The sequence below is a fragment of the Jonesia quinghaiensis DSM 15701 genome (assembly GCF_000423205.1).
Lineage (GTDB): Bacteria > Actinomycetota > Actinomycetes > Actinomycetales > Cellulomonadaceae > Jonesia > Jonesia quinghaiensis.
This window is the reverse complement of record NZ_AUHN01000009.1, coordinates 54,719-76,031: the sequence shown is the minus strand read 5'-3', so window position 1 is coordinate 76,031 and position 21,313 is coordinate 54,719. Positions and strand designations below refer to the sequence as shown.

At 56.9% G+C, this 21,313-nt stretch carries 20 protein-coding genes; 17 read left to right on the top strand and 3 right to left on the bottom strand.

Annotated features, from left to right (window positions below):
- Positions 1-36 precede the first annotated feature (36 nt).
- The 7 genes from G538_RS0108105 (at position 37) to rplQ (ending at position 7,876) form a co-directional block, all read left to right on the top strand.
- Positions 37-4,392 carry a hypothetical protein gene (locus G538_RS0108105; RefSeq protein ID WP_029068930.1) on the top strand — a complete coding sequence of 1,452 codons (4,356 nt, stop codon included), beginning with the start codon at positions 37-39 and terminating at the stop codon, positions 4,390-4,392.
- Between the two features lie 266 nt (positions 4,393-4,658).
- Positions 4,659-4,880, top strand: a complete 222-nt coding sequence (gene infA, locus G538_RS0108100; RefSeq protein ID WP_015770901.1) for a translation initiation factor IF-1 — start codon at positions 4,659-4,661, stop codon at positions 4,878-4,880.
- A gap of 56 nt (positions 4,881-4,936) precedes the next feature.
- Complete coding sequence (gene rpmJ / locus G538_RS0108095) at positions 4,937-5,050, top strand: 50S ribosomal protein L36 (protein WP_029068929.1); 114 nt, start codon at positions 4,937-4,939, stop codon at positions 5,048-5,050.
- 211 nt (positions 5,051-5,261) lie between these two features.
- On the top strand, positions 5,262-5,636 hold the full coding sequence (rpsM, locus tag G538_RS0108090) for a 30S ribosomal protein S13 (protein ID WP_029068928.1): 375 nt from the start codon (positions 5,262-5,264) through the stop codon (positions 5,634-5,636).
- Positions 5,637-5,710: 74 nt separating this feature from the next.
- Positions 5,711-6,118: a 30S ribosomal protein S11 gene (gene rpsK, locus G538_RS0108085; RefSeq protein WP_029068927.1), complete on the top strand. Its 408-nt coding sequence runs from the start codon at positions 5,711-5,713 to the stop codon at positions 6,116-6,118.
- A gap of 163 nt (positions 6,119-6,281) precedes the next feature.
- Positions 6,282-7,286 (top strand): DNA-directed RNA polymerase subunit alpha, encoded by a 1,005-nt coding sequence (locus G538_RS0108080; protein WP_029068926.1) that lies wholly within the window; start codon positions 6,282-6,284, stop codon positions 7,284-7,286.
- 50 nt (positions 7,287-7,336) lie between these two features.
- Positions 7,337-7,876 (top strand): 50S ribosomal protein L17, encoded by a 540-nt coding sequence (gene rplQ / locus G538_RS0108075; protein ID WP_029068925.1) that lies wholly within the window; start codon positions 7,337-7,339, stop codon positions 7,874-7,876.
- Positions 7,877-8,028: 152 nt separating this feature from the next.
- Here the strand turns inward: rplQ and G538_RS0108070 are convergent, their stop codons facing one another.
- The gene (locus tag G538_RS0108070; RefSeq protein ID WP_051196771.1) at positions 8,029-8,883 is read right to left on the bottom strand and encodes an ROK family protein; all 855 of its coding nucleotides are present in this window, start codon (positions 8,881-8,883) and stop codon (positions 8,029-8,031) included.
- Between the two features lie 158 nt (positions 8,884-9,041).
- Here G538_RS0108070 and truA point away from each other — a divergent pair, with 158 nt between their 5' ends.
- The 7 genes from truA to G538_RS15790 all read left to right on the top strand — a co-directional run bounded on the left by truA (position 9,042) and on the right by G538_RS15790 (position 15,179).
- Complete coding sequence (truA, locus tag G538_RS15795; protein WP_051196769.1) at positions 9,042-9,965, top strand: tRNA pseudouridine(38-40) synthase TruA; 924 nt, start codon at positions 9,042-9,044, stop codon at positions 9,963-9,965.
- Positions 9,966-9,968: 3 nt separating this feature from the next.
- A complete protein-coding gene (gene trhO / locus G538_RS0108060; RefSeq protein ID WP_029068923.1) occupies positions 9,969-10,883 on the top strand; it encodes an oxygen-dependent tRNA uridine(34) hydroxylase TrhO in 915 nt (304 codons plus the stop codon).
- Positions 10,884-11,188: 305 nt separating this feature from the next.
- Complete coding sequence (gene rplM, locus G538_RS0108055; RefSeq protein ID WP_029068922.1) at positions 11,189-11,632, top strand: 50S ribosomal protein L13; 444 nt, start codon at positions 11,189-11,191, stop codon at positions 11,630-11,632.
- A gap of 40 nt (positions 11,633-11,672) precedes the next feature.
- Positions 11,673-12,164: a 30S ribosomal protein S9 gene (gene rpsI / locus G538_RS0108050; RefSeq protein ID WP_035833864.1), complete on the top strand. Its 492-nt coding sequence runs from the start codon at positions 11,673-11,675 to the stop codon at positions 12,162-12,164.
- Positions 12,165-12,385: 221 nt separating this feature from the next.
- Entirely contained in the window at positions 12,386-13,735 is a 1,350-nt protein-coding gene (gene glmM, locus G538_RS0108045; protein WP_029068920.1) for a phosphoglucosamine mutase, read from the top strand.
- 86 nt (positions 13,736-13,821) lie between these two features.
- Positions 13,822-14,463, top strand: coding sequence for a peptide deformylase (locus G538_RS0108040; protein WP_029068919.1), 642 nt, complete (start codon positions 13,822-13,824; stop codon positions 14,461-14,463).
- Complete coding sequence (locus tag G538_RS15790; protein ID WP_051196767.1) at positions 14,463-15,179, top strand: DedA family protein; 717 nt, start codon at positions 14,463-14,465, stop codon at positions 15,177-15,179. The genes G538_RS0108040 and G538_RS15790 overlap by 1 nt, the downstream gene beginning before the upstream one ends.
- Here G538_RS15790 and coaA read toward each other — a convergent pair.
- On the bottom strand, positions 15,176-16,129 hold the full coding sequence (gene coaA / locus G538_RS0108030) for a type I pantothenate kinase (protein ID WP_029068918.1): 954 nt from the start codon (positions 16,127-16,129) through the stop codon (positions 15,176-15,178). The genes G538_RS15790 and coaA overlap by 4 nt on opposite strands.
- Positions 16,130-16,362: 233 nt before the next feature.
- Here coaA and glmS point away from each other — a divergent pair, with 233 nt between their 5' ends.
- Entirely contained in the window at positions 16,363-18,228 is a 1,866-nt protein-coding gene (gene glmS / locus G538_RS0108025; protein WP_029068917.1) for a glutamine--fructose-6-phosphate transaminase (isomerizing), read from the top strand.
- A gap of 11 nt (positions 18,229-18,239) precedes the next feature.
- The gene (locus G538_RS0108020) at positions 18,240-18,590 is read left to right on the top strand and encodes a holo-ACP synthase (RefSeq protein ID WP_029068916.1); all 351 of its coding nucleotides are present in this window, start codon (positions 18,240-18,242) and stop codon (positions 18,588-18,590) included.
- A 113-nt stretch (positions 18,591-18,703) separates the two neighbouring features.
- Here the strand turns inward: G538_RS0108020 and G538_RS0108015 are convergent, their stop codons facing one another.
- The gene (locus G538_RS0108015) at positions 18,704-19,687 is read right to left on the bottom strand and encodes a TIGR03560 family F420-dependent LLM class oxidoreductase (protein WP_029068915.1); all 984 of its coding nucleotides are present in this window, start codon (positions 19,685-19,687) and stop codon (positions 18,704-18,706) included.
- Between the two features lie 66 nt (positions 19,688-19,753).
- Here G538_RS0108015 and G538_RS15785 point away from each other — a divergent pair, with 66 nt between their 5' ends.
- Positions 19,754-21,313, top strand: coding sequence for a bifunctional ADP-dependent NAD(P)H-hydrate dehydratase/NAD(P)H-hydrate epimerase (locus G538_RS15785; protein WP_035833859.1), 1,560 nt, complete (start codon positions 19,754-19,756; stop codon positions 21,311-21,313).

The window sequence follows — 21,313 nt, the reverse complement described above, 5'->3', positions numbered from 1 at the left end:
GCAGGGCACTGTCACAGCAGTGCTCAATCACGACGCATGGGGCTCAGCTTGCGCGCAACAGCTGGATCAGGAATATCACTCCTTCTGGCAGTCGTATTGACTGCCTTTTTCGCCGTCCCAGCATCAGCGCTACCTGGCGGATCGCTGATGCGTGACGTGAATGACTCGTCGTCGAACTTATCGTCTGCACAAGTGGTATCGGCAGATGATAGTGAAACTGAAGGGGGTGAGCCGATTGAAAATAGCGATTCGCCACAACCGCAGCCCCAACAAGATAATTCCGCGCCCGAAGCAACCACGCAAACAGAGGTTTCACCTGAACCTTTACCTGAGAAGCAACCTGCATCAGACCTAACAAGCCCCAGTGATCAGGCTGAAGAATCAGCTGGTTCGCCTGAGCCTCAATCCCTCGAATCTGACAATGACGCCACAAGTAGTCCGGTAAAAGAGAGTGCACAGGAGGAATCCCCGGCAAAATCAACGGATCCCGAAGGTACTCTCAGCAAAGCGGACAACGCCGAACTCAGCACAGCAAGTGGTCAGCACGTTTGTCTCAATGTTGGAAGCATCAATCCTTTTGAGCAGCAGCAGTCCACTGGCCGGTGGACGTCAGGAAATCTCGGTGGCGGCTATTCGGAGGATGACTGGTTTTCCATCCGTGGACGGATGACCTCCCTGAAGGCTGGCGCAGTAAACAAAGCGGTGTTCGGTTTTGACCGAATGGTGTCGGGCAAATATGCGCTTGATGATGCCCGGTTTGTGTCGCTGTCCAATGGTGCGAGTTTGGTAGATTTTTCAGTGACTACCAGCGGTTCGACGGGTACTATCACCGTGTATTTCGCGATGCCTGAAAATGTCACCTCAACGACGTTGACCTACCAGGCACATATTGCCTCCGAGTTTGATCATGGCGTGGGAATGGGAGCATCGAGTATCGGTGGGTCGCCGTACCACAACTATGTGGTGAGCATAAATTGCCGGAAACAAGGCAATAAAGAACTGCCCATTAAAGCATCGGACCTGTCTTATGCCCTCCTGACGGTGACAAAGAAAACCACCCCAGCCACCAGCTTGACCTGGCCATTCACGCTCTCAGGCAGCCAGCAAGCATCCTTTTCCCTGGGCAACGGTCAATCAACGACCTTCCGGGTGCCCCCACGTACCTGGACAATTTCCGAAACACCTTCCCACGGGGGGTGGGACCTAGCAGGTATCAACTGCACCCCCATTGCTGGCGCACGCTCAGGTGACTCAATCAGCGTCACGCTGGCACATAAAGCCAGCACTACGTGCACCTTCAGCAACGAACAACGGACTTTCGTTGATCTCACCGTGGTAAAAACAGCGGAACCGTCGTACACGCACACGTGGGATTGGTCGATCAACAAAACTGTAGACACCGATCAAGCCACAGGCGCATCATACCCATTCGCTTACACCGTTATAGTGACACCGAAAGACCAAGGAACCACCGATGCCCTGGTCACCGGGAAAATCACCGTTACTAACCCCAACAAATGGCCGGTGGAAGGGGTAACAGTCACCGACAGTTTGACCGGTTTCCCTGGTGCCCACTGCACAGTTCCCCAAGGCGCAGGAATCACCGTACCCGCACAGGGCAATGCCACCGTGAACTACACCTGCACGCTACCTGAAGACGTTGCCCCAACAGATACCGGCAGCAATAAAGCCAGCGCGACCTGGTCGAAAAAGAACTACCCCGGCACAAGCGGAACCGCCACCTCACCCCAGGTGAGCGTGGACATGTCCACAGCTGAGGTCACAACTATCGGTGCCACCGCATCAGTGAGGGACACCCACTATGACCTCACCCCCAGCGAACTTGCTGCTGGCGATGGTGTCAAAACCTTCACCTACACTCTGCCCATCACGGCGCAAGCAGGCACATGCGAAACGCTCGACAACACGGCAACCGTGACGCCATCAGGGCTCAGCACAAAAACCCTCAACGAACAGCACAGCGACTCTGCAACAGTCACGCTGTGCAACCAAGCACCCCTAGATGTCACCAAGAATGTGGTGGGCTCCCTGGAACGCACCTACGGATGGGACATATCTAAGGAGGCTGGCACCCCACTCCTCGACGAGAACACCAACGAAGCGACAATTCCCTACCGAGTGATAGTGACCCCAGAGAACTACACCGACGACGCTTGGGTTATGACCGGTAGCGTCACAGTACGGAACCCCAACGACTTCACCTCAGTCACAGCCACGATTACAGACGCAGTCAGCAACGGCGGGTGGAGCAGCCAAGACCCTCAATGTGTCGTGTCCGGCGGCGTTGACGCAGTGTTTGAGCCAGGTGACGAACGCACCTTCGACTACAGCTGCCAATACGATGCGCAGCCCAGTTACTCAGGGCTGAACACAGCAACAGCATCGTGGACCCAGGGTCAGGAAACCCTCACAGCAACCGGGATGGCTACCTTTGATGACGACGACTGGGGCATCACCCCATTCCAAGACCACGTGGACATCACAGATCAACTAACAATCGGTGGGATCAGTAGTGATCGCGAAACCCTCGGCAACATGACATGGGGGCAGGGGCAACAAACCTTCTCCTACAACAAAACCATCCCCGTTGCTGATGGAACCTGCGTCACCGTGGACAACACCGCAACTCTGACGCAAACATCCCAACAAGCAAGCGCATCCATGCAGGTGTGTAACCAAGCAGACCTGACAGTCCAGAAAAACGTCATTCTGGACCTCAGTCGCACCTTTGGTTGGGACATCACCAAAAACATCGAGAAGATCACCGGGCCTGATGAAACTGGTGCGGCACAGATCGACTATGCCGTCCTCGTTGAAGAGGTCGCAGCCCAGGATTCCTCATGGGACATCTACGGGTATGTCACAGTTGCCAACCCCAACAACTACACAGACGTCACAGCAGCGATCACCGACACCATCGATCTCCCAGGAGTGACCTGTGAGGTGGTAGGCGGGATCAACGGCGGAAACAGCGTCAGCGTACCAGCGCAGGGTGAAGCGACCCTGCCATACCTGTGTGACACCGGGGGAGAGCAACTCACCCAATACAACGGAGTGAACACCGCAACTGCGACCTGGACGCACGGCAGCGACGAGCGATCAGCAACAGGTGCCGCAGAATTCACCGAAGAAGACTGGACCATCAATGAATTCTCAAAAACTGTCACTGTTCACGACGCCCTCGTCGTAGATGCCAGCGATCCACAGCATCGAGAACTGGGCAGCATCACCTGGGCGGAAGCTGGAACCATCCACCCCTACACCTACAGTGAACAACTCACAGTGGAACCAGGAACATGTTCCACCATCACCAACACAGCCCAACTATGGTCACCAGTCGAGGAAAACCCACAACCCTTCGGTGGAGCCTCTTACAATTCCATGATCCTCGAGGAGTTCGATGCGCGCTTACTCGGGCAAGCACAACAAGAACGAACACTGTGTCACCAACAACAAATAGCAGCCTCCGTGACAGGCGTTGCGCAACATGACAGGCAGTACACCTGGGACATCGAAAAAATCGCCTCAGATGACATCGTCCTCGATGAAGATACAGCGTCAGGAGAACTGCCTTACACAGTCATCGTGACTGAAGGGGCGCCTCTCGACTCGAACTGGGTCGCAGAGGGAACAGTGACTCTCACTAATCCCAACAATTTCACCGCAATAACAAGTGATCTTGACATCCAACTCCCGGCAGCGGTGTGTGCACTAGACGGTGAAGCGTCACTGACTGTGGCGCCCGGAGAAAGCGAACAGCGTCAATACAGGTGCACCTTCGACCAGGACCCAGGTGCACTCACAGTGACTGCAACAGCCACGATCACAACGCACCCCACACAGTGGAAACAGCAAACACAGGCCGATGCGCTCGCAGAGATGCCCTTTGCCCTCGCCCAGGAAACAAACAGGACGATCACGGTGGAGGACACCCTGGTGGACTTTGAACCACAGTGGACAATCGACTGGGCTCAGGAAGGGACCACCCACCAGGTGGAATACGGGATTGATGTGCTTGTTGATGCTGGTGAATGTGTCATCGTCGAGAACACGGCGAGCATCGTGCAAACCGAGCAGAGCGCTGATACTTCCACCCAAGTGTGCCGAGACGAAGGTGGTGTTGGTGGAGTGATTGTCGAACCGCCAACAACTCCACCAACTCCGGCCACACCGGCAACTCCAACGGTGCCAACGGTGCCGCCAGGTGTTCAGGTGGTGGTGAACCGTGATGACAGCGGCGTCCTAGGGGTGAGGTATGACCTACCTTCGACCGGCGCGGATCTGACTACGGTCTACCTTGCAGCGACGGCTTTCCTCCTTGGGGTCTTCCTGGTTGCTGCGTCTGCGACGCGTCGGCGTAGGCGTGAGTAGGCGGGAGAGCGCCAGCTGTTAATGTGCAGCTGGCGAATGGCGGGCAGGGTGACCTGCCCGCCATTCTGCTGACAGAACGCGGCGGTACTAACGCATCGTGCAGGGCATCTCCTTCTTGGCAGGAGAGGTGGGCTGGCGCCGGTGCGGCATTTCTTTGTGAGGTAACCGGGATCACGGTTACAGGAAGTCTGATAGCAGGGTAGGATAGTTCGTTGGTATGTGTACACGCATGCCAACGACAGCAATGACAGGAGTTAGCGGAGTATATGGCGAAGAAAGACGGCGTCATCGAGATCGAAGGCACTGTGGTCGAAGCTCTCCCCAACGCGATGTTCCGTGTTGAGTTGGCAAACGGTCACAAAGTCCTTGCGCACATCTCTGGAAAGATGCGTCAACACTACATCCGCATCCTCCCTGAGGATCGTGTGGTTGTTGAGTTGAGTCCATACGACTTAACCCGAGGAAGAATCGTCTACCGCTACAAGTAACCACCACTCGATCACTGCTGTTCCAGCCTGGCGCTGGAGACAGCTGAGGAACCACGATGAAGGTCAACCCTAGCGTTAAGAAGATCTGCGACAAGTGCAAGGTTATCCGCCGTCACGGTCGCGTCATGGTCATCTGCGAGAACGTTCGTCACAAGCAGCGTCAGGGCTGAGTCCACTCAGCGAGAAGTGCTTGTCGCGACGGGATCACGACAGACCAGATCTCATATTTCGGGGTCGCGCCCGAACGATTCAGCAAGCGCACCGCCGTCAACCTCTCGGGTAAACCGACGTTGACACACCCTCGGCTCGGAGGCCGAGGCTCGCACAAACGCGAGAGGCGATGCATCAGACCTCCGAATGAAATACAGGAGCCACAATACGATGGCACGTCTTATCGGCGTAGACCTCCCTCGTGACAAGCGAGTTGAGGTGGCGCTTACTTACATTTACGGCGTGGGTCGCACCCGCGCACAGCAGACACTGGATGCCACTGGCATTTCACCAGACGTCCGTGTCAAGGATCTCGGCGACACCGAACTCGTCGCACTACGTGACTACCTCGAGGGCAACTACAAGCTCGAGGGTGACCTTCGCCGTGAGGTTGCTGCTGACATTCGCCGCAAGGTTGAGATCGGCTGCTACGAGGGTCTTCGCCACCGCCGCGGACTTCCAGTTCGTGGTCAGCGCACTAAGACCAACGCTCGTACCCGTAAGGGTCCGAAGAAGACCGTAGCCGGCAAGAAGAAGGCTCGCTGATCCGTCAGCGGCCGTGATGCTCAGGTGCTGAGCACCTGTCATCCCACCAGACCTCAACCCAGGAGAAAGAGCATATGCCTCCCAAGACTCGCGGCGCTCAGAACGCACGCAAGCCTCGCCGTAAAGACAAGAAAAATATTGCTGTCGGCCAGGCGCACATCAAGTCCACCTTCAACAACACCATCGTGTCGATTACCGACCCATCCGGTGCTGTCATCTCGTGGGCCTCATCTGGTCAAGTGGGCTTTAAGGGCTCACGTAAGTCAACCCCTTATGCTGCTCAGCTCGCTGCTGAGTCAGCAGCACGTCGTGCACAAGAGCACGGTATGAAGAAGGTTGACGTCTTCGTCAAGGGCCCCGGCTCAGGCCGTGAGACCGCGATCCGTTCCCTGCAGGCCGCTGGCCTCGAGGTCGGTTCGATCCAGGACGTTACACCTCAGGCGCACAACGGCTGCCGTCAGCCTAAGCGCCGTCGCGTCTGATCCCGAGCGAAACACTGCCACCTCTGTCATCGTGGAGTCCGCTCCGCGGAGACAGAGGAGGCGCACTGCAGATTCATTGCTTGTCAGGTCAATACCCTCCAGCGTCAGTTGGAGGCACTCAATATGCGTCATATAGCGGATGCATGTCGAAAGGACACCACACGTGCTCATTGCACAGCGCCCCACCCTCTCAGAAGAGATCATTACCGATGCTCGCTCACGGTTCACCATCGAACCACTTGAGCCAGGTTTCGGTTACACCCTAGGTAACTCACTGCGTCGCACACTGCTTTCCTCGATTCCTGGGGCAGCAGTAACGTCGATCCGTATTGATGGAGTTCTCCACGAGTTCTCCACCATTCCTGGGGTCAAGGAAGACGTCACCGAGATCATCTTGAACGTCAAAAACTTGGTGTTGTCCTCTGAGAATGACGAGCCTGTTGTCATGTACCTGCGCAAGCAGGGCGCCGGTGTTGTCACCGCCGCAGACATCGTGCCACCAGCTGGTGTTGAGGTACACAACCCTGACCTGCACATTGCAACACTCAATGACAAGGGAAAGCTCGAAATTGAGCTCACCGTTGAGCGTGGACGTGGTTACGTTTCCGCTCAGCAGAACAAGTCACTAGATGCTGAGATCGGCCGGATTCCTGTCGACTCCATCTACTCACCAGTTCTGAAGGTGACCTACAAGGTTGAAGCAACTCGTGTTGAGCAGCGCACCGACTTCGATCGTTTGATCGTTGACGTTGAAACGAAGTCAGCAATTGCCCCACGTGACGCTCTGGCTTCCGCCGGAAAGACGCTGGTCGAACTCTTTGGTTTGGCTCGCGAACTCAACGTGGAAGCAGAAGGCATCGAGATTGGTCCGTCACCAACGGACGCAGCTCTTGCCGCTGACCTTGCTCTTCCCATTGAAGATCTGCAGCTGACGATCCGCTCATACAACTGCCTCAAGCGTGAAGGCATTCACCAGGTCGGTGAACTTGTCGCACGCAGCGAGGCAGATCTGCTGGACATCCGTAACTTCGGGGCTAAGTCCATCAACGAGGTCAAAGAAAAGCTCCACGAGCTTGGTTTGGCACTCAAGGACTCACCGCTGGACTTCCAGCCGCCATCGGAGTCGGACTACTACGACGACGGCGACGTCGACGAGCAGTACAACTGACTTCTGGATTGATCGCATAGCGGTCACAAGAACTGCAAGGAGCAAGAACAATGCCTACCCCATCCAAGGGCCCTCGGCTCGGTGGTAGCCCGGCTCACGAGCGACACATCCTCGCGAACCTGGCCTCCAGCCTCTTCGAGCACGGTCGCATCACCACAACAGTGACAAAGGCCAAGCGCCTTCAGCCTGTTGCAGACCGTCTGATCACCAAGGCAAAGCGTGGAGACCTCCACTCACGCCGTCAGGTGTCACAGGTCATCCGTAACAAGACCGTTCACGTCCGCGACGCCGAAGGTGACGCAAAGACGATCGTTCACCGCCTCTTCACTGAGATTGCTCCTGCCATGGCAGAGCGTAACGGTGGATACACCCGCATCACCAAGATCGGCACCCGCCGTGGCGACAACGCCCCAATGGCTGTCATCGAGCTCGTCACCGAGCCCGTGTCACCTAAGCAGGCTGTTGTTAAGGAAGCCACTAAGGCTGCTGAGAAGGCTGCAAAGAAGGACGAGACTCCAGCTGTCGAGGAGACTGCACCAGTAGAGGCTTCAGAAACTACTGAAGCACCTGCTGCTGACGAAACCAAGTGATCCACCGGTGATGCTTTGACCATCACCACGTGAATTCACAGTGAGGGTGGGCCCTGACCAATTGGTCAGGGCCCACCCTCATTTTTTGTGGAACCGCACATCGAAGTGAATGAGTCATGTTGTGACTGGGGGGATCCCACAGTCAAAGCACACTAGTGCTGCCAGAGGCCGGCGGCGCCGCTCAGTGCAACGCGGTTGGCAACAACACGCGTGTAAGGGCCAATTTCGGTGAGTCGTTCCAATGCCCATGCGGACAGGTTATGTGCATTACCCCCGCCGATAAATACAGCATCCCAGCGATACACCGGATATAACGCCTCGACGACCTCAACAATTCGGTGTGACCAGGCATCATTGCCTATTTCACGGCGTACATGGTCACCAATGTACTGGTCGTAGGTTCCGCCGTGGAGGAATGGTGCATGAGACATTTCGAGATGGGCTTGAAGAGTGCCATCAGAAAAGTGTGCGCTTCCCAGGCCCGTTCCAAAGGTCAACGCAAGTTCTAGGCCTTCACCGCGGATCAGGGCCGCACCATGCATCTCGGAGTCATTCACAACGCGAACGGACACGTTGAAGCGTTCTGAGATCAGAGCCTGCACATCAAGGCCATTCCACTCCGCTTCAAGGTCAGGGACAATCTCAGTGTGGGGGCCTGCAGTACGAATGTAGTGCGGGGTATAGATGATTCGCCCACTGCGGATCATTCCCGGAATACCGACCCCAACCTTTCCAATGACCATGCCGGCGGTGGCTGCTGCGGCTTTTCGTGTAGCGATGTGGTCGATCAACGCATCGCTGCTGAAGGGGTAGTGAACAGGTTGTCTATGTATTTCTGTGAGTAGTGAACCGTCGACATCACACACAGCAGATTTAAGTGCTCCACCACCACAATCCACAGCCAGAATGAAGGTTTCTTGGGCTGCTGCCTGGTCATGTGAGGAATCACTATTTAGCGTCGCTGGATCCTGTGAGGGCAGCGATGACTGTGTGGGGGTGCTTTGCATGTAAACAGTGTAATTCTCCGCGCACTATCGTCAGCGACACGCGGGCATGTAGTGTGCGCTCACCAATGACGGACGTGTGGGGGAGAGGCCCTTTGCTTCCGGGGGGCTTGCGATGGCAGGTGTGATGTCATGCAAAGGTGTCCGGCTCCGGGTGCCCCATGCGAGACAATAGAGCGGTGATTCGGATTCGACTTGACCTTGCTTACCGGGGAACGAACTTTGTGGGGTGGGCTCGTCAGCCAGGCTTGCGCAGTGTTCAAGGTGTTCTTGAGGATGCTCTTGCATTGCTTGCCCGCCAGCCGGTCACCGCGAATGTGGCTGGTAGAACTGACGCTGGTGTCCACGCCCGAGGGCAAGTAGTGCACATAGATTTCCCGCGTGACCGCTGGGATAAGTTACCTGGACGCTCGGATCGAACACCGGAAAGAGCGCTGCTCGACAAGCTCAACGCAATGGTCCCGGCTGATGTTGTTGTCCAAAACGCAGTTGTGGCTCCACCAGGTTTCGACGCTCGGTACTCTGCGCTCTACCGTCGATACAACTACCGCATCGCTGATTCTGTGGACTATCGCGACCCGTTAACAGGAACGTGGGTTCTATGGTCGCGCCAAGCTCTTGACGTCGATGCCATGTCAGAGTCTGTTGTACCTCTTCTTGGTTTGAGAGATTTTGCTGCGTTCTGCAAACCGCGACGTGGTGCATCGACTATTCGCGAACTCCAAGAGTTCACATGGGAGCGGGCGACGCAGGGGCCAGACACCGGGTTGGTGCGGGCAACGATTGTGGCCGATGCTTTCTGTCACAACATGGTGCGTGCCATGGTGGGGGCGGCGCTAGATGTTGGGTTGGGACGTAAACCAGTGCAGTGGCCAGCGCACATGCTTGCCTCACGGTCTCGGGTAAATTCCAGTGTTGTGGTAGCAGCCCATGGGCTGACGTTGGAACACGTTGAATACCCACCTGATGATCTTCTGGCCTCGCGTGCGCATGCCATTCGGGCGCGGCGTCTTGATGAAGAAGCTGAACCTGTTGACTGTGACCAAAACCCTGATCAGCGTCTCTCCGGTAGCGAATATCCTTAAGGTATGGCTGTAGACAAGATCATTCTCTTTTATGCCTTCGCTCCGGTGGCTGACCCCACTGCGGTGCGGCTGTGGCAGACCGCTCTTGCGGAGAAACTTCACTTGACAGGGCGCGTTATTGTCGCGCCTCAGGGCATTAATGCCACGTTGGGTGGTCGGGTTGAGGACCTCAAGCAGTACTTGAAGACCACCCGTCAATACCCTGGTTTTAGAGCGCTCGATGTGAAGTGGTCGGAGGGTTCTGCCCGCGACTTCCCGCGGTTATCGGTAAAAGAACGTCCAGAACTGGTTGCTTTCGGAGCGCCAGAAGAAATCGTTGTTGACGCCAATGGTGTGGTCAACGGTGGGCGTCATCTAGCGCCACAAGAAGTGAATGATCTTGTTGAGGCGCTGGGTGAGGATGTTGTCTTTTTCGATGGGCGTAACGCGTTCGAAGCGCAGATCGGCAAGTTTGATGGTGCGATTGTCCCGGACACTCGCACAACGCACGATTTCATCCGGGAGCTAGATTCCGGCAAGTACGACCATCTCAAAGACAAACACATCATCTCGTACTGCACAGGTGGGGTGAGGTGTGAGATCCTCTCTGTTCTGATGAAGAATCGTGGGTTCGACAATGTTTACCAAGTTGCTGGCGGGATCGTGCGGTACGGCGAGCAATTCGGGACAAAGGGGCTCTGGAAAGGTCCGCTGTACGTTTTCGATCGACGTATGGTGCACCATTTTGATGGGGAATCCTTAACGCTAGGCCGCTGCACTGTGTGTGAGGCGCCAACTGAGCAATTCCTCAACTGTGCGGACCCAGGTTGTAAGCGCCTGCGTTTGTATTGTGGGGACCACGCTGAGGTCGCCCAAACAACGGTTTGCGCTGACTGCACAGAGCGCAGCGCTAACGTGACCTACCTCAAACAACAATAGTGGGAATCGTGCGCTACACTGATATCTGATTGCTGTATATCCGTGTCTGATGTGTGACTGGATGGTCGCTGGATCGCGAGTAGGAAAAGTTATTCGCTGATCCCGACCGCTTCAACCGTCACCTCGACTGGCTGTTTTTCTCGTTCTGACCACGACTGGTTAAACGATCTAAACAGATACACGTAATTATTGTGCTTCTCCCGAGACCGGTGCGCCCACTCGCTAGGCTCTATGAAGCGCTCGCCGACCTTTCTGCGCGCTGAGAAGCGACAGAGAAGACACGAACCGAAACGAAGGCTACGAACGTGCGTACGTACACCCCGAAGCCAGGCGACATTCAGCGTGACTGGTACGTCATTGACGCTACTGACGTTGTACTTGGTCGTCTCGCAAGCCACGTCGCTCAACTGCTCCGTGGCAAGCACAAGGCCACCTTTGCCCCTCACGTCGACGGCGGAGACTTTGTCATCGTCATCAACGCAGGCAAAGTTGCATTGAGCGGCAACAAACTAGACCAGAAGAAGGCATACCGTCACTCGGGTTACCCGGGCGGTCTGACTGCTGTTCCTTACTCTGAGCTTATGGCGAAGAACCCAGAACGTGCAGTGGAGAAGGCCGTTCGCGGCATGATCCCTAAGACCAGCCTCGGCCGGGAGCAGCTGACAAAGCTTCGCGTTTTCGCGGGCTCTGAGCACCCTCACGCTGCGCAACAGCCAAAGCCCTTCGAGATCACCCAAATCGCGCAGTAGGCTCCGGCTTACGCGAATATAAGGACGCGAGGACACTCCAGTGGCTGAAACCACCGTCGACATTGACACACTGGGCGAAGAAGAGACCCCCAGCACATACACCTCTGAGTCTGCTGCCCCTACGGGCCGCGGCCAGAGCATCACGGCGCCAGGTCAAGGTGTTGGCCGCCGCAAGGAAGCAGTTGCACGAGTTCGCCTCGTCCCTGGCTCAGGCCAATGGACCATCAACGGGCGCACCATCGAAGGCTACTTCCCCAACAAGGTGCACCAGCAGATCGTTAACTCACCACTGAAGGCTGTGGATGTCGAAGGTCGTTTTGACGTCGTCGCCCGCATCCACGGTGGCGGAGTAACCGGTCAGGCAGGCGCACTGCGCCTCGGTATTGCTCGTGCGCTGAACGGCATTGACCGTGACGCAAACCGCGCCACCCTGAAGAAGGCTGGCTTCCTCACCCGCGACGCACGTGCTGTCGAGCGGAAGAAGGCCGGTTTGAAGAAGGCACGTAAGGCATCGCAGTTCTCCAAGCGCTGATTCATTTCACGCTGCACTGCACACAAGGCCCCCACTGGAATCCAGTGGGGGCCTTGTGCTGTCCGGTGTGAGGCTCGAAACTCTACCCTCGCGATGTCATGGCGCCACGTGTGCTGCCCCGGGGTAAACATGCAGTAGATTAGAACGGCAGTCTCGGCGCGTATCGACCACGGTAGGCGCACCAATGCGCCGTTACCACGGTGGAACGAACAGGGAAAAGAATGGCACGACTCTTTGGAACCGATGGCGTCCGCGGGCTGGCAAACCGTGATGTCACAGCTGAGCTCGCTCTGGACCTCGCCGTTGGAGCAGCGCACGTTCTTGCGCTACGTGGGGAATTCAGTAAACCGCGACCGCGCGCAATTGTTGGCCGCGATCCGCGGGCATCTGGCGAATTTTTGTCTGCAGCTGTTGCCGCTGGCCTCGCCAGTGCTGGTGTAGACGTCATTGATGTTGGAGTACTGCCAACGCCTGCAGTTGCCTTCCTCACCGGAACCTTAGGCGCCGACTTGGGCGTCATGATCTCGGCATCTCACAACCCCATGCAAGACAACGGCATCAAGTTCTTCGACCGTAATGGCTACAAGCTCGACGACGACGTCGAAGATCAAATCGCCGCACACATGGGAGAGAACTGGGAACGCCCAGTCGGCGCACGGGTAGGGCGTATTTCCTATGATTACGAAGCCGTGAATGCTTATGTTGATGCCATTGTTGACACCGTCACCTACTCACTGGAGGGGTTACGGGTTGTGGTTGACTGCGCCCATGGCGCAGCAAGCCACGTTGGACCGTTGGCTCTCGAGCGTGCCGGTGCTGAGGTTATTGTCATCGGAAACGAACCGGATGGCGAAAACATCAACCACGAGTACGGGGCAACTGCACCGCGCCGAATGGCCGCAGCAACGGTTGGCCACTCGGCACACGTGGGTGTTTCCTTTGATGGAGACGCTGACCGGTGCATCGCCTCGGATGAAGAGGGCATCATTGTTGATGGCGACAAAATCATGGGGATTTTGGCGCTAGGAGCTGCTGAGGCGGGCCGCCTCAAAGACAACGTTTTAGTGACGACAGTGATGTCGAACCTTGGACTTCGTTTAGCGATGGAGGCCCATGGTGTCCGCACAGTCAATACTGCTGTGGGGGACCGGTATGTCTTAGAAGAGATGTTGCGCAATGGGTACAACATTGGTGGAGAGCAATCGGGGCACGTGTTGCTGACCGAGTTCTCCACCACTGGAGATGGTGTGCTGACTGCCCTCCACCTGCTCTCTCGGTTGGCTGAGAAGCGCCAGAAAATGAGTGAGGTTGCCTCGGTCATTACTCAACTACCGCAGGTCATGATCAACGTGCCTGGTGTTGATAAAGCTGCCGCTACCACGAACAGTGTTGTCCTTGAGGCGGTGACGGCTGCTGAAATCGCATTAGGTGACACCGGTCGGGTATTGCTTCGCCCCTCCGGAACTGAAGCGTTGGTGCGTGTCATGGTTGAGGCCGCGACGCAGGACGAAGCAGAATCAACTGCTCGCCACCTCGCTGACGTGGTGAAGAACAACCTGGCGTTGAGCTGAGCTCTTGCAGTAAGAGCACCTTGAAGAGTACGTGAAGGTGCCTGGCGCACATGTGCCAGGCACCTTTCTTATGCGACGATGACACGGTGACTTCCTCATCTCTCTACCGCACCGTTGAGTCATTACTCGAAGAACATCCCCACGGTGTTTTGCCGTTGATTCAAGCCGGTGATCCAGTTCTGCGCCGCCCCACGCAGCCGTATGACGGCGAGTTGGGGGCACTGTTGCCAGATTTTCTGCACGCATTGCACATGACCATGCTTGACGCTCCGGGCGTGGGTGTAGCTGCACCTCAGGTTGGTGTTGGTGTAGCGATCGCTGTTATGCGAGACCCAGGAGCTACCGACCCTCAGGACACTAGGGAACGGCAGGCTTTTCCTTTCCGAGTCGTGGTGAACCCGGCCTATGAGCCATTGGGTGATGAGCGAGTGACATACTACGAGGGATGCTTGAGTGTTGATGGGTATCAAGCGGCCGTTGCGCGCCCTCGGTCTATCCGTTTCACTGGCAGTGATGAGCACGGCGCTGGTTTTGATGAGGAACTCCATGGCTGGACTGCGCGGATAGCACAGCACGAAACAGACCATCTCAGTGGTGTGTTGTACATCGATAAGGCTGAGATTCGTTCGTTAAGTACGATAGATAACCTCGCTCGGCTGTGGTCGGACACTCCAGAGCCCCATGCCGCGGGTCTGGCTTTGGGCTTTGATGTGGAACAGGAGTTCTGATGGATGGTGTTGTCGGGTTTCTGGGGAGCATTAATGACGCGTTGATGTCTGTTGCCACAAATTATGAAGGCACCTGGCTTCTGTTCCTCTTTCTGTGGCTCTTCATCACGCTTGACGGGATATTACCTATCTTCCCCTCTGAGTCATTGGTGATTGCGGTTGTAGCCATTTCTGTTTCCACGGGGTCCCCGGCGTTGTGGCTTGTCGCCGTGGTCGCTGTTGTGGGGGCGATGGGTGGTGACATTACGACGTATCTCATTGGGCGCCGCGCCCAGGTGCATCAGTGGCGGTTTTTGAAGTTTCAACGCATAGCCCGGGTCCTCGATTGGGCTGAGCGTATGGTTGCGCGCAAGCCAGCAACGGTTATTGTGGCCGCTCGGTATATTCCTGGGGGGCGGGTCGCGGTGAACTTTACGGCGGGGCGCATGGTCTTTCCCATGAAGGCTTTTGTGTTTTTCGATGCGATTGCCGCTGTCACGTGGGCGATTTACTCGTGCTTGATTGGGTTAGGCGCTGGGGCATGGCTGAAGGGGCACCCTGTGTATGCGGTGATGATCGGTGTCACCGGTGGTGTGCTTATTGGGTTTGTTGTTGACGCTGTTTTGCGGCGGATTTTGGCCCGTCGGGGTACGGCACTGAAGTCGATGGAAGGGTATGTTCCGCCTCACGTGCCTGAGGTTCAACCCGCTTTTGAGCAGCCGCCGACATCGTCTTAGAGTTTGCGCAGTCGTACCCGTCGCACGGAGTGGTCGGCATCTTTGGTCATGACCAGTGTGGCGCGTGAACGGGTGGGCAAGATGTTTTCGGTGAGGTTTGGTTCGTTGATGGATTCCCAAATGGATTCTGCGGTGGCTATGGCTTGCGCGTCGTTGAGGTTTGCGTAGCGCCGGAAAAAGGAACCTGGTTTAGCGAACGCTGAGTCACGTAGCGAAAGAAACCGGTCAACGTACCAGCTACGAATGTGCGACGTTTTGGCGTCAACATAGATGGAAAAGTCAAAGAAGTCAGAGACCGCGAGGCTGGACATTCCTTCAGGTTGATGCCGCGCTGGTTGGAGAACGTTGAGCCCTTCAACGATCAGAACGTCGGGCCGGTTAACGCTTTGGCGTTCCCCGGGCACGATGTTGTATGTCAGGTGGTCGTAGACCGGAGCGTGGACTTGCCCGCGCCCCGCTTTGACTTTGGTGAGGAATCGAATCAGCGCCCGCCGGTCGTAGGATTCGGGGAATCCTTTACGGTCCATGATCCCGCGTCGCTCTAACTCTTCATTGGGGAGGAGGAAACCGTCGGTGGTGATGAGTTCTACCCGGGGTGTGTCAGGCCAGCGAGCGAGCATTTCCCGCAAGATACGTGCCGTCGTGGACTTCCCCACGGCGACAGATCCAGCGACACCAATGACATAAGGTGTACCCCCAGATTCCTCATGGAGAAATGTTGAGGTTGCCCGGTTAAGTTGCCGTGTCGCCCCAATGTAGAGGTTGAGGAGACGGGACAGGGGCCGGTAGATGGCGTCAACTTCTGCGAGGTCGATAGGGTCCCCGAGTCCGGCTAGACGAGTAACGTCGTCGTCAGTGAGGGGGAGAGGAGTGGACTCCGAAAGCCGCCGCCACGCTGCACGGTCGAGGTCCACGTAGGGGGACGCTGGTGTTGGGTTGTGGTCCGTCACGTTTTGATTTTCCACCACATATACCGCTTGGGGGAAATGCTGGGGAGCTCTGCACTCTGTGTCGTAGGCGACGTGTGGGGCATGAAACGCCTGACACTGGCTAGAATGGGCGTGACTGTGCTGCGTCGCGCTACCGCTGTTGATGCGCCAGTTGCCCAGCACAGCCATTTGCGGTGCTGGTCGGAGAAGCGATCGCCAGGTGCGTACCGTGCCTGAGGGAGGACATCGCAAAGATGTGTGGAATTGTCGGCTACGTTGGGTCAGCCACCCCATCGACCCGTCCGTTGGATGTTGCCCTTGAGGGATTGGGACGTCTGGAGTACCGCGGTTACGACTCAGCAGGGGTCGCCTTGGTTGCACCTGGTGTTGATACCGTGCACAGCGCGAAGAAGGCTGGGAAGCTGGTTAACCTTCGCAACGAGTTGGAAGCCTCACCGTTGCCGCACGCAACGGCTTCTATCGGGCACACCCGTTGGGCTACGCACGGTGCCCCTAGCGATGTGAATGCGCACCCGCACCTCGCGTTGGGCGGCAAGCTCGCTGTCATTCACAACGGCATTATTGAGAACTTCTTCTCCCTGCGCCACGAACTGTTGGACATGGGTGTTGAGTTTGTGTCTGAAACTGACACTGAGGTCGCTGCGCACCTGATCGCCCAGCAGTATGAGATCACCGGTGACCTCACTGCGGCGATGCGCGCTGTTGCCCAGCGACTTGAGGGAACGTTCACGCTGTTGGCGGTTCACGCTGACGCACCTGACACCGTCGTGGGGGCTCGCCACGACTCTCCGCTTGTTGTGGGTTTGGGTGATGGCGAGAACTTCTTGGGCTCCGATGTTGCCGCGTTTATCGCTCACACCCGTGAGGCGCTGGAACTAGGTCAGGACCAGATCGCAACAATCACCCCTAATGCTGTTGTTGTGACTGACTTTGACGGCCAAGTTGTTCAGCCTAAGCACTTCACCGTTGACTGGGATGCTTCAGCCGCTGAAAAGGGTGGCTTCTGGTCATTCATGGCGAAGGAAATCGCAGATCAGCCGCAAGCCGTCGCTGACACGCTGCTTGGTCGCACCAACGAAAGCGGCGACCTCATCCTTGATGACGCACGCATCGATGAATCTGTTCTTCGCTCTATCGACAAAATCATCGTTGTTGCCTGCGGTACAGCCGCATACGCGGGGCACGTCGCGAAGTACGCCATCGAACACTGGTGCCGTATTCCGGTGGAAATTGAACTAGCACACGAGTTCCGCTACCGGGATCCCATCGTCAGTGCTCGCACCCTTGTGGTCGCGATGTCACAGTCGGGGGAAACCATGGACACCCTCATGGCTGTGCGTCACGCACAGGAACAGGGCGCCAAGGTCATTTCGATCGTGAACACTCACGGTTCGACCATTCCCCGTGAGTCTGATGCCGTGATCTACACTCACGCTGGCCCAGAAGTTGCTGTGGCATCGACAAAAGCGTTTGTCTCTCAAATTACGGCCGCATACCTGCTTGGTCTGTACTTTGCACAACTACGTGGCAACATGTTCCGCGACGAAATCCACACAGTGCTTGAGGAACTGCGCGCCATGCCGCAGAAAATCCAAGAAGTCCTGGACCGTGGTGAACGAGTCCGTGAAATTGCCCGGTGGATGGTTGATACCTCCTCAGTGCTGTTCCTTGGCCGCCACGTGGGTTACCCCATTGCGTTGGAAGGTGCCCTGAAACTCAAGGAAATCGCGTACATCCACGCTGAAGGTTTCGCTGCCGGCGAGCTCAAGCACGGCCCTATTGCGTTGATTGAACCAGGACAACCAGTATTTGTCATTGTTCCTTCACCACGAGGTCGCAACTCCCTGCACTCCAAGGTCATTTCCAACATCCAAGAAATCCGCGCTCGCGGTGCCCGCACGTTGGTCATTGCTGAAGATGGCGATGAGGCAGTGACCCCGTTCGCTGATGAGGTGTTCTGGGTTCCGCAGTGCCCCACGTTGCTGTCACCGTTGCTGACGATCGTTCCGTTGCAAATATTTGCTGCAGAACTTGCCCGTGCCAAGGGGTTGGACGTCGACCAGCCGCGTAACCTCGCGAAGTCCGTCACGGTTGAGTAAGTGAAACGCCAGTGATCATCGGAGTGGGCATCGACGTTGTTGATGTTGAACGGTTTCGAGCAACTGTGCAACGTACCCCGCGGCTTGTGGAGAAACTTTTCGCTCCCCAAGAACGGGACATGCCCGTGGAGTCCTTGGCCGCGCGATTCGCTGCAAAAGAAGCGATCGCTAAAGCTCTGGGTTCTCCGGGTGGGATGGCATGGCATGACGCTGTGATCCCGCGAACCCCAGGCAGCCGCCCAGTTGTGGAAACAACGGGAACGGTTGCGGCTGTCGCAGCCGAACAAGGGGTCCGAGTGTTCCACGTGTCGCTGTCACATGACGGGCCAATAGCAACCGCCATGGTGGTTGCCGAAGCGTAAAACTGGATACAACATAGTGCCGTGCAGATGAATGCGGCGTCGTAACACTGTGGGCGGTACCCGTGGCAATAACGGGTACCGCCCACAGGCGTATGTTGGGGATGGCGGTGCGATTACTTCAAGTGCGGCACAACCTGTGTTTCAAACATCTCAAGACCGCTGGTGTCATATGCTGCCTCAGCAAAATACGTGATCGCATACGTCATACCGCGCTGTTGCATATCCTGTAGGCGCTCAACAATGAGTTCAGGTGTGCCCACAAGTGGTCCGCGCGCCAATGCATCGGCCTGGTCATCAGCAGCCTTCTGGGAAACAGTGGTCGCCAGGTGTGCCCGGTACCAGTCCAGACGATCCTGAACTTCTTTGGCTGTTTCTCCGATGACAACGTTGTAGTTGGCGCTACGCGTTATTGATCCAAAGTCGCGGCCAACCTGCTTGCAGTGCTCGGCGAGGATCGCACTTTTGCGGCTGAACTCTTCACCATTGCCATCAAAGTTTGTGTAGTCGGCGTACTTCGCTGCGATTTTCAGTGTTTTCTTTTCTCCGCCACCAGCAATCCACAACGGGATTTTCCCTGTCGGCAGGGGATAGTTCAATGCGCCATCAACCTGGTAGTGCTTGCCAGTGAAGGTTGCAGTGCCAGTGCTGAACAGGTCTCGCATGATCTGCACACCCTCGTCGAGAGCCGCTAACCGCTCGCCCGCCCCGGGGAACCCATACCCGTAGGCGCGCCATTCGTGCTCGTACCACCCCGCACCAATTCCCATCTGTACTCGACCGCCAGAAATGATGTCCGTGGTGGTGGCAACTTTGGCGAGGTGCGCGGGGTTGCGGTAAGCCATGCAGGTACACATTTGCCCAAGAGCCACACGGTCAGTCACAGCCGCAAAACCGCTCATCAACGACCACGCTTCGTGGGTTGCCTCATGGACCGGCTCAGGAACCGTATGCATGTGGTCGTACACCCAAATCGACGAAAAAGCACTGCCACGATCGGCTCGTTGAGCGAGTTCTTTCATCAGCGGCCAGTGTTTGGCGGTGGGAATGCCGGTGAGGTCTTGTCGCCACCCTTGGGGAATAAACAATCCGAAGTCCATCTCACCAGCCTAGCGCTGGTGTCTCGCGCGGTCGCACGGTACCGGTGGGACAGGCACAATGGGGACATGAGAGAAGCGTTCACAGCAGACCAGGTGCGTGCCGCAGAACGTCCTCTTCTTGAGGCAGGTGTTCCCCTCATGGGCCACGCGGCATTCGCGATCGCAACGCGAGTGACGCAGCAGGTGCGGTTACAGCGAGGCATGCTCGCTGGGGCGCGCATCGTGGTGCTTGTGGGACCAGGGAACAATGGCGGGGATGCACTTTTCGCTGCCGCCCACCTAGCAAAAACCCCACTCGAGGTCACCGCCGTTCTCCTATCTCCCCAGGTGCACACTGCCGGGTTAGCTGCCTTACGCAGGTCACCAGCACGCGTGGTGCCGTGGGACCAAGACGTAACACGTGAGGCCACAGCAGCCTGGCACCACCGGATTACCCGCACAATCTCCCAGGCTGATGCTGTTGTTGATGGCGTGTTGGGCATTGGGTCCAGTGGGGCAGTGCGTGGCCCGGCCCGCCACATTTTTGCTGAGTTAAACCACAGGGTTGCCAACTCTGCGCCCCGCCCACAGTTCATTGCCGTTGATGTTCCCTCCGGTGTGAACGCCTCAACTGGAGAAGTTCTCGAACCAGACCATACGTTCCCCGCAGACCTCACCCTGACGTGTGGTGTTGCTAAAACAGGGCTTCTTGTTGCACCAGGTGCGTTGTTCGCTGGAGACGTTGATGTCATTGACCTAGGGCTAACCACCAGCGACAGCGACGTGCAATGCGTGGAGTTGCGAGATTTCCGGCACGGTGATTTCCACCAATTTGTTGGCCTGCCAGCTGCTCAGAGCCATAAGTACACCCGCGGTGTGGTGAGCATCGATGCCGGATCCCCCCAATACCCCGGTGCGGGTGTCTTAGCGTCTCGCGCTGCCGCAGCCTGCGGAATCGGCATGGTGCGTTACGTGGGAGACAGTGCGGTGGGTTCTTTAGTTCATCAGGCGTTGCCTGAGGCAGTAACTGACGGTGGGCGGGTTCAAGCTCGCCTGATCGGCTCTGGGCAAACTCCACAGGACGATGTGCGTGAGGCGGTGCTCCGAGCGGTAGCGGACCGTGAGGTCCCTGTGGTGCTTGATGCAGGCGCGCTCGCGGTGCTTGACGCCCACATGGGGGTCAGTGATCACGTGGTTCTTACCCCTCATGCTGGTGAGTTAGCTGACTTGTTGACTGCGTGGGGTGAGCCGACCCAGCGGGTTGATGTTGAGGACCGCCCTTTGGCTTATGCGCGCCGTGCCCAAGCGTTGACGGGGGCAGTTGTCGTGTTGAAGGGGCCCACCCCGGTTATTGCAGGCCCGCAGCACACATTTGTGCAACCACGGATGGGCGGTGTGGTGTCGCGGTTGGCAACTGCTGGTTCTGGTGATGTGTTGGCAGGCGTGGTGACGGCGATGCTTGCTCGCGCTGAATCTGAACGCGACGTGGGGGTGTCAGTGTCGGTGACGCAAGCCGCTGCTGTTGCGGTGTTTTTACACCAGTGTGCGGCACTCACTGGTGGTGGGCGAGCGTTGATAGCTAGCGATCTCGTTGATGCGATCCCGCACGCTATGGCGGTGCTTTGCGCACCACCTTCCCCGTTGTGA